The organism is bacterium (genome assembly GCA_041648665.1).
Taxonomy (GTDB): domain Bacteria; phylum UBA10199; class UBA10199; order 2-02-FULL-44-16; family JAAZCA01; genus JAFGMW01.
Map to the genome: position 1 here is coordinate 1 of JBAZOP010000119.1, position 7,273 is coordinate 7,273.

Sequence of the window (7,273 nt, forward strand, 5' to 3'; positions counted from 1 at the left end):
TAGCCGATGGACAGGTCCGTCAAGGCCCCCGCTTTCATGAGCGCATAATCCTCTCTCGCCCGTTGCACATCCAGCACCAACTGCGCCTTGACGTACAGGCCCCGGTCGTCCTCACGCAATTCCAGCGGCTTGCCGATCACATCCTTCCAATCGTGCTGGTGGCACACGCGCACCTTGCTTCCGCGCTCCTTCAGCGTCTTGGCGAACGCGCCGCGCTCTACCACGTCGCCGCCCGCATCCACGTTGCCAAAGACGCTAGCATAGCCCTCAAACACGCCCAGGTCGGTCAGCTCCTTTATCTCGAAAGGAACCGTCTTATGTTCCATGCTCTAGCCTCCAATCCACAAATCGCGGCATTCGTCCCGCGTTAGCCGTCTATCCAGTAGTGGCGAGCCGTGATGCGGGCACCTGGGGTGCGCTGGCAATTTGCACCGCCGGTACAGCGCGTCCATGCTGGGATACGGGTTGCCCGCCACATACTCGGCGCAAATGGGGCACTTGGTCGGATACGGCACAACCTCCGCCGCCGCCCGTATCTGCGCGTTGTTCTGCCAGAACGCTTCCTTTGCCGCGTTTATCGCCCAGCTCGTCTCGGTCTCACCGATCATCGGCCCCCGGCTTGCCATGCGCTCCGCTTCCCAGCCATTGAGCCGGTATGCATACACCCAGCGGTTCGCCGTGGGCGTCTCCGCGCCGATCTGCAATATGGCCCGCGCCAGGTCGTAGTTGAAGGTGTTCTCGATGCCCGCCGCCACCTCGTTTATGTGCGTGGCTATCCCCCGCAACGCCGCGCCCTCTCGCAGATAGACGCGCCCAGGGTCGGGGCAGCCGATGTGGATCACCTCTTGCCGGATCGCCTCGCCGTAGTGCTCCATCGTCTCGCGTATCATCGTCTCGCGCCTGACTCGCACGTGGTCCTCGGTGTGCCGCGCTGCCAGGTGGACTAGCCTCTGCACGTCCGTCATTTGGTCCACCAGCGCCTGCCAGTCCAGCGATTTGACCTCGTGCGCGTGGCCCGACGCGCTTATTGGCTCGCTCATTTGCGCTCTGTTGGTTCCGGCGCGTCAAGCGCCTTGCCTTCGCTGGCCGCCTGCCAGGCGTCATCTGAGATGGACAGGATCGCGTTATACGATTGCCAGCGGAACGCCTCGTCTAGCTCGCGCAAGGACTTGGTGTAACGCTGCGCCGCCGTCTGCATCCAGAGCGGCGTCCGCTCCCACTCCCGCGCCTCGTCCAGGTACTCGTCAATCGGTTCGACAATACCCGCCGCGAATTGTTTGGCCGCCTTCGCTGGCTCGGCTTCCTCGTTGCCCGCGCCCTCGTCTGCTGGCAATGTCTGGGGCGGCGGGACCGCCACGGGTGCTGGCTTCTCGTACTTTTCCGCCGCCAGTTGCGGCTTGGCGCTGGATGGCCACAGCAGCACGTCGCCCGCCGGCACATCCTCACGCCCCGCCACGGCCCGGAACTCGTTTACTGTCGCCACGCCCGCCTGCAATTCCTTGAGCGCGAACTCGCGCTTGGCCTGCTCCTCGCGCTGCAACGCCCATACGCCGGTCAGGTCCCAGCGACAGGCTAACCCGCTGCCAAAATCTGGGGCCAGCTCCTCGTCCATCTGGTCAGATAGTTTTTTCCACAGCGGCAATATCTTGCTGTGCCAGAACTGGACCTCCGCCTGCTCATAGTTGCTGTACGTGGCCTTTTCCAGCCCGGCCAGCGCCCCGATTAGAATCGGTGGCACGCCCATCGCCATGCAGATGCGCGTCTCGGAGAGCTGATGCAGGTTGGTCGAATCTATGTTCTCCAGCCGCGAGCCGATCTCCTGGTATGTCGCGCCTTTGCCCAATACGGCCACTCGGCCCCGTCGCTCCCCGCCTTGCCGCTTCTCCCACCGCTCCGCCAGCGCATCGGCTTCCGGGTCTATCAGATATTGCTCCGTGGTCAACACGCCCTGCGGGACCGTGTTGTTTTGGAATAGCAATTTGACGTAGGCCTGCAGGTCTATGTCCACATTGACCTGCCGCGCTGCCACCTGGAGCGGCGATTGCGCGTCGAATGGCGATAGCGGGTTGGTGAACGCAAAGCGCAGCATGTCGGCCTCTGGCACAATCGCCCGCTCCACACCGACCTCGTAGTGATCTATCCCCCGCGCCCCCGGTACCACCTTGACGGTATCCGGGCGCAGCGGCCACAGCGCCACGACGTTACCCCTCGCCGCCCGTTCCTTCTCCCAATAGGACACGCCCGCCAGGTGCATCATCAGGAGCGTCAGCTCCCAAAAGTCGTACTCGGACATCTTCAGGCCGGGGCAGGGATGCATGAGCAAAGCCCGCAGCGGGTGCTTGTCCAGCGCGTCACCGGCGGGGTTGTAGACGCGCATGGTGGCCTCGCTCGCGCAGTTGGCAATGAGCTGCAGGCAGGCGAAAACTAGCTCGCTCTTCTGGTAGCCCTCCTCGACCAGGTTCGCAAAGTCGTGCGGAAACCACCTCGCCGTCCGCTCCCACGGGGCGGTCATAGCGATGTACTCACTTGTCCGCTTAAAGGCTATCCGCAGCCTATCAAACAAAGATGCCATGCCCACCGCCTGTCATGCCGTATCGCAGCGCGTCCACTTATCAAACACGCTGTTGCCGGACGCGTCTTTGGTAAACTCTGCGAGCACAAACTCAAGCCCCTCTGGAATGTCAGGATGCTTCACTCGCAAATACATGGTATGAGCATCGCCCATGCCTATACCCAACACAACGGTATCGGAGGGCAGCGGCAACTCCTGCCAGAACGGAACCCTATCCAATATAGAAACGCGCAGCTTAGCGATACCCATATCACCTCCGCTAGATGTAAATGCCATGCCCACCGCCTATGTATGCCGCCAGGACCACCGCGTCGGCTCTGTCCGGCGAGCGGCCCAAGCGTTTTTTGATGTCCTCTTTGCTCTCTATCTGTATGCCCCTCGCCATCATCTTCCACCGCGCCGCGCACAGGTCAGCGCGCAGCTTCCTGTCCGGCGGCAACGCTATGTCCTCGCCACTGGCCGGGTCCAGCATCTCGCGGAACCGCCAGTAACATTCGGCGCGCTTGTTCAGGAACCCTAGCTGGCCGGACTTGTCCATCGCGTCGCTGCCCTCGGCAAAGTTGACGGGCCGCGTAGGAACGCCCTGCATGGTCAGGATGTCGTATGCCGACGCCCCCACGCCGATCACGTCAATTGACGGTATCACGCTGCCCTCTCGCTGTGCTATCACGATCCGCGCTACGCTCTGGCCATCCGGCGTGTCCTTGCCAGGGTATGCGCGCAATTCGGCGAACCAGTTGGCATAGCGTTTGGCTACCATCGTTTCGTCATCGCCCCCACGCGCCACGTCAACGCCCATTGCCGTCAGGGGCGCGTCCGGCCTTTCGCGTCGCATCCAGCGCTCTTGCGCCTCTATCACCCACCTGGTCGGTATCACCTGCCACGGATCGTCCTCAAAATCGGCTGTGAACGAGCCACCCAATAACTTGCTGCGAAACGGCTCCGGCAATTGCTGCAACCGCGATTCATAGTCGGTTGCCATCAAGTGCGGGTTGTCGCTTACCCGCGCCGGTATGAACGTGCGCGACTTGGGCCGGATCGTCTCGCCCTTCCACTCGAAGGGCTGGCCGTCCTCGCGCTCTTCCTCTTTGCCGTCCAGCATCGCATACCAGCGCAACTCCCCAGGCCGGGCCGGATTCGGATGTTGCGGATCGAGCCACGCGGCCCAATACTGGATCACCCACTCGCCGTCAGCGTCCATCGGCGGGTTGCCAGCGGCTACCACGCGGCAGCGTTGTCTCGTGTCCGTTGTGCGGTTCCAGCCGATCACGTAGGTGTACTGGAACTTGGTAAAGTGCGACAGCTCATCGAACGCCACCAGATCATGTGGACGGCCCTGATACCGCTCCACGTCCGGCTCGTATTGCATCGCGCCGAACTCTAGCTCGCCGCCCCCCGGCAGGTCTCGCCAGATGCTCGCCTGCCCGTTGTAGCTGGCCCTTGTGCCACGCAATAGCTCGCGGCTACGCGCCAGGATGCCCTTGAGCTGCGAATACTCTCGCCGGAATATGATGCTGCGCCTGTGCGCTAGGAGCGCTAGCCCCAGGAGCAGGTCCGTCTTGCCGCCACCCGCCGCGCCGCCGTAAAATAGCTCGTCCGCTCGTGACCAAAAGGCGCTAGTCTGTGGCCCCTCCAGCGGGAGCCACGGCGGGCGGCCCCTCGCCATCACCTCCATGCACACGCGTTCCGAGGGCGACAAACGCTCCCATAACGGCAGCAAATCGCTGCTCATCGGTAACTCGTCCAGCCAAGCTCTCGCCATCGCTCATCACGTCCACCTGCTGCTTCGCCGCCCCGTCTATATGCACATAGAGCCATTTCACCGTCTCTAGCCAGTCTCGCGGCTCGACCACCCAAACGATCCCATTGGGCATGGTAACGCTGCCCGTCGTGACCAGCTCCCACAGCGCGACGGCCATGAACCGCTTGCCGGATATGCGCTTGCCGTCGGGCATGACAACAGAACGGCTGCCCGCTCTCTCCAGGATCGCCGTCATCGCCCTGGATTTCGGCGGGCCGCCACGCGGATTTCCGCTTTGCCCTTTTGTCCATCCGCCCTTGCCCGTCGGATTCGCCATTCTGAACTTGCCCCAACTTGTCACGCAGGTTGACCGGCTCCACCGTCACTCGCAGCACCCGCTCTCGCCATGCCAGCAGCCCAATCGCGTCGGCCATAGCCGATTCGGGGATGTCGAGCTGTATCCGCATACCCTGCTTATCGCCGTATACCTTGATCGCGCTCTGAATGGGAGGGAACGCGGCCTCAAATGTCAGCGGCTTCTCCGTCAATCTCGACCTCCCACGCTAGCCGTTCGGCCTCGGCCTGATCCCATTGCTCTTGCGATAGGCCTCGTTTGCCGCTTCGTCAGCGTAGGGCGCATAAGCCATAAGCGCGTCATCATCCGGCGGCTCTAGCATCTCGCCGATCCATTCCTCAAATGCGTCAAGGCTAATCGCGTCGTTGTCTAGGCTGCGCTCTTCGCGTTGTGCATCTAGCGCCAAGTACTTGAGGTATTCCGGCCAGTCGGCATAGTCCACCCCCGCCACGCCAACGTCATCCTCGCAGGTCTGGCAAAGCCAAAACGGGCGATCAATGACGATCCCGCAGCCGATACAAAGCCGGTCCCCAGCCATAGCACCCTCCTACTACTACTAGTCATTTCAGAGGTGTTTTGTGAAGGTTTTCACATGAGGAATTGCCTAATTCGGAGGATTGCATTCTTGAGGCGATAGCATAGGCTGCGGCGGGTGATTCCGAGGGTCGCCGCCGCCTCTTCTTGTGTATAGCCGTAGTAGCACACCAAAAGGAGCGCCCACCGTTGTTTCTCGGTAAGGCGCTCCATAGCGGCCTGCATGTCTAGCCGCTCATCCACGCTCAATGGCACAGCGTCGCTCCGGTTGTCTGGCTGGCTCTATCGCGCCTCCGTTTCTGTGCCACCTTGCGCCAGTTCTCGCGCTCCGTCGGCGTCATCTGCCGCCACTCTCTCGCCCACGCCTCGATGCGGCGTATGTCCCTAGTCGTTACCGTCGGCGTCATCACTCTCCCTTCTCGGCAGGAACACCGTAAACCCGCGCCCTTGCTGTATGAGACGCACCATGCGTCGTGGTAGATTGGCCACGCGCCTATCGGATAGTGACGGCTACCGTTCATTCCAGCCCCCCGCCGTGGATAGCCATCTCGCGCTCGGCGCTGGTTGTGCCGTCAGGATCGCCGCGCAGGTCCGGCTTGTACACCACGCGCTCGGCGAACTCGCGGGCCTTGCCTGGGTTCCAACCATCCACAGGTTGCAGATAGCCAACTATGCGTGAAAATATGAGGGTTTTCACCCGCCAATGTTCATATGGGTTCACCCCCTGTTTCCCAAGTCTATCGGAATCTCTATCGCTTCCTGAACGTTCCACCCCCGTCTCATCCGCTCCGACAGTGCCGACTTCTTCATCCCGATTATCTCTGCCCATTCGGTCAGGCATCTGGTTTCTCCTTTATAGGTTAGCAAACGGTTGTCCGCCCTATTACGCGATTGCTCTTTTCTGGTCGCCCACCGACAGTTATCGGGCGTGTAATCCCCATCGTTGTCAATGCGCTCCAGCGAGTGCCCCCTTGACGGTTTTGGGTACATATCGCAATAGAATGCCTCAAAGTCATGCCAGCGCTCACAGACCTTTATCCCGCGCCCCCCATAGCGGTGATATGCGTGATGGTTCGGATTAACGCACCGCTGAACCATGCCAGTCCAGACGCCATATGCATCCGACCTCCACAACCCATGCTTCGTCACCACGTCACGATGATAGCAACCGCAACTAGTCGTAGCGCCACGGGTTAGCCCATCCGCCCTCACCGTAACCTCATTGCCACAATCACAACGGCAAAGCCAGTAGATATGCCTTGCTCTATTCGGAGCGCGCCCAGTCACAGTTAGCCGCCCGAATCGCTGCCCTGTTAGGTCTCGAAAGCTACCCTTCATCTCTCACCTCACACGGAACTCGCCGCTCTTTGACCGCTTGCTCGCTCATTCTCTATGCGCCTCCATCGTTGTTTTCTTGCGCTCTCCGTACCGCCTGCTGTGCAACGCGCCGATAGGTATCGAGGTACTTCTTTATGTCATCCATAGCAGCATCCACTACCGCCATCTGACTGATGGCCGTCATGATCGGCTCTTCTGGCCCGGAATCGCTGGCCTCCGATCGGCATATATCCCCCATAATCGGAACCAACGCGCTGAACAGCTTTCCGAACAAACGAGTCAGCTCATCGTTCCCATGCGAGCAATCATAGCCAGCCATCTCTATTTGCCAGTCCACATAGCCGTTGACGTTGTAAGACCCAAACTCACCGCTCATCTCGGCTCTCCTGTCGTGCTCGTTGTGTTTGTCCACGTCACCCGCCACGGCGACGGCTCGCATGGCACATACACCGGATACGGATACCCGCCCACAGGCCGCGCCTCTAGCGCCTCGATGCGACGGCGCAGATTGATAACAGTATTCTCAATCTGACACACCGCCCGCTCCAGCTCATCATGGCTCTCCTGCGCAGCCTTGCGCCGCGCCTGTAGCTCCCTGGCGATTTGCGCCAGTTCGGACACGGGGATACCCCCAATTATCCAGCCCGACGTTACCTCCATCATGCGGCACATCGCCTCTAGCCGCTCGTCGCTGATCTCGCTCATCTCTCACTCGCCTCCAGGCATTCTATGC

11 protein-coding genes are annotated in these 7,273 nt (G+C 61.1%); all 11 read right to left on the bottom strand.

Annotated elements, in window-relative coordinates; translation table 11 throughout:
* On the bottom strand, positions 1 to 326 hold a 326-nt coding region (locus tag WC683_18430), incomplete at its 3' end, for an HK97 family phage prohead protease (protein ID MFA4974586.1).
* Between the two features lie 3 nt (positions 327 to 329).
* A complete protein-coding gene (locus WC683_18435; GenBank protein ID MFA4974587.1) occupies positions 330 to 1,040 on the bottom strand; it encodes a hypothetical protein in 711 nt (236 codons plus the stop codon).
* Entirely contained in the window at positions 1,037 to 2,572 is a 1,536-nt protein-coding gene (locus tag WC683_18440; GenBank protein MFA4974588.1) for a phage portal protein, read from the bottom strand. Before WC683_18440 ends, WC683_18435 begins: the two co-directional genes overlap by 4 nt.
* Before the next feature lie 12 nt (positions 2,573 to 2,584).
* A complete protein-coding gene (locus WC683_18445) occupies positions 2,585 to 2,821 on the bottom strand; it encodes a hypothetical protein (protein ID MFA4974589.1) in 237 nt (78 codons plus the stop codon).
* A gap of 10 nt (positions 2,822 to 2,831) precedes the next feature.
* Positions 2,832 to 4,238, bottom strand: a complete 1,407-nt coding sequence (locus tag WC683_18450) for a terminase family protein (GenBank protein MFA4974590.1) — start codon at positions 4,236 to 4,238, stop codon at positions 2,832 to 2,834.
* Positions 4,189 to 4,650, bottom strand: coding sequence for a DUF5681 domain-containing protein (locus tag WC683_18455; protein ID MFA4974591.1), 462 nt, complete (start codon positions 4,648 to 4,650; stop codon positions 4,189 to 4,191). The genes WC683_18450 and WC683_18455 overlap by 50 nt, the downstream gene beginning before the upstream one ends.
* Before the next feature lie 226 nt (positions 4,651 to 4,876).
* A complete protein-coding gene (locus WC683_18460) occupies positions 4,877 to 5,206 on the bottom strand; it encodes a hypothetical protein (GenBank protein MFA4974592.1) in 330 nt (109 codons plus the stop codon).
* 241 nt (positions 5,207 to 5,447) lie between these two features.
* Positions 5,448 to 5,609, bottom strand: a complete 162-nt coding sequence (locus WC683_18465; GenBank protein ID MFA4974593.1) for a hypothetical protein — start codon at positions 5,607 to 5,609, stop codon at positions 5,448 to 5,450.
* Between the two features lie 110 nt (positions 5,610 to 5,719).
* Complete coding sequence (gene nrdD, locus WC683_18470; GenBank protein MFA4974594.1) at positions 5,720 to 6,043, bottom strand: anaerobic ribonucleoside-triphosphate reductase; 324 nt, start codon at positions 6,041 to 6,043, stop codon at positions 5,720 to 5,722.
* A gap of 549 nt (positions 6,044 to 6,592) precedes the next feature.
* Complete coding sequence (locus WC683_18475; GenBank protein ID MFA4974595.1) at positions 6,593 to 6,916, bottom strand: hypothetical protein; 324 nt, start codon at positions 6,914 to 6,916, stop codon at positions 6,593 to 6,595.
* A complete protein-coding gene (locus tag WC683_18480) occupies positions 6,913 to 7,245 on the bottom strand; it encodes a hypothetical protein (protein MFA4974596.1) in 333 nt (110 codons plus the stop codon). The genes WC683_18475 and WC683_18480 overlap by 4 nt, the downstream gene beginning before the upstream one ends.
* Positions 7,246 to 7,273 lie beyond the last annotated feature (28 nt).

Coding starts and splice junctions, on each gene's coding strand:
- nrdD (MFA4974594.1), bottom strand. CDS start 6,043: ATGCCTGACCGAATGGGCAGAGATAATCGGGATGAAGAAGTCGGCACT.
- WC683_18450 (MFA4974590.1), bottom strand. CDS start 4,238: ATGGCGAGGGGCCGCCCGCCGTGGCTCCCGCTGGAGGGGCCACAGACT.
- WC683_18445 (MFA4974589.1), bottom strand. CDS start 2,821: ATGGGTATCGCTAAGCTGCGCGTTTCTATATTGGATAGGGTTCCGTTC.
- WC683_18440 (MFA4974588.1), bottom strand. CDS start 2,572: ATGGCATCTTTGTTTGATAGGCTGCGGATAGCCTTTAAGCGGACAAGT.
- WC683_18435 (MFA4974587.1), bottom strand. CDS start 1,040: ATGAGCGAGCCAATAAGCGCGTCGGGCCACGCGCACGAGGTCAAATCG.
- WC683_18465 (MFA4974593.1), bottom strand. CDS start 5,609: ATGACGCCGACGGTAACGACTAGGGACATACGCCGCATCGAGGCGTGG.
- WC683_18460 (MFA4974592.1), bottom strand. CDS start 5,206: ATGGCTGGGGACCGGCTTTGTATCGGCTGCGGGATCGTCATTGATCGC.
- WC683_18455 (MFA4974591.1), bottom strand. CDS start 4,650: ATGGCGAATCCGACGGGCAAGGGCGGATGGACAAAAGGGCAAAGCGGA.
- WC683_18480 (MFA4974596.1), bottom strand. CDS start 7,245: ATGAGCGAGATCAGCGACGAGCGGCTAGAGGCGATGTGCCGCATGATG.
- WC683_18475 (MFA4974595.1), bottom strand. CDS start 6,916: ATGAGCGGTGAGTTTGGGTCTTACAACGTCAACGGCTATGTGGACTGG.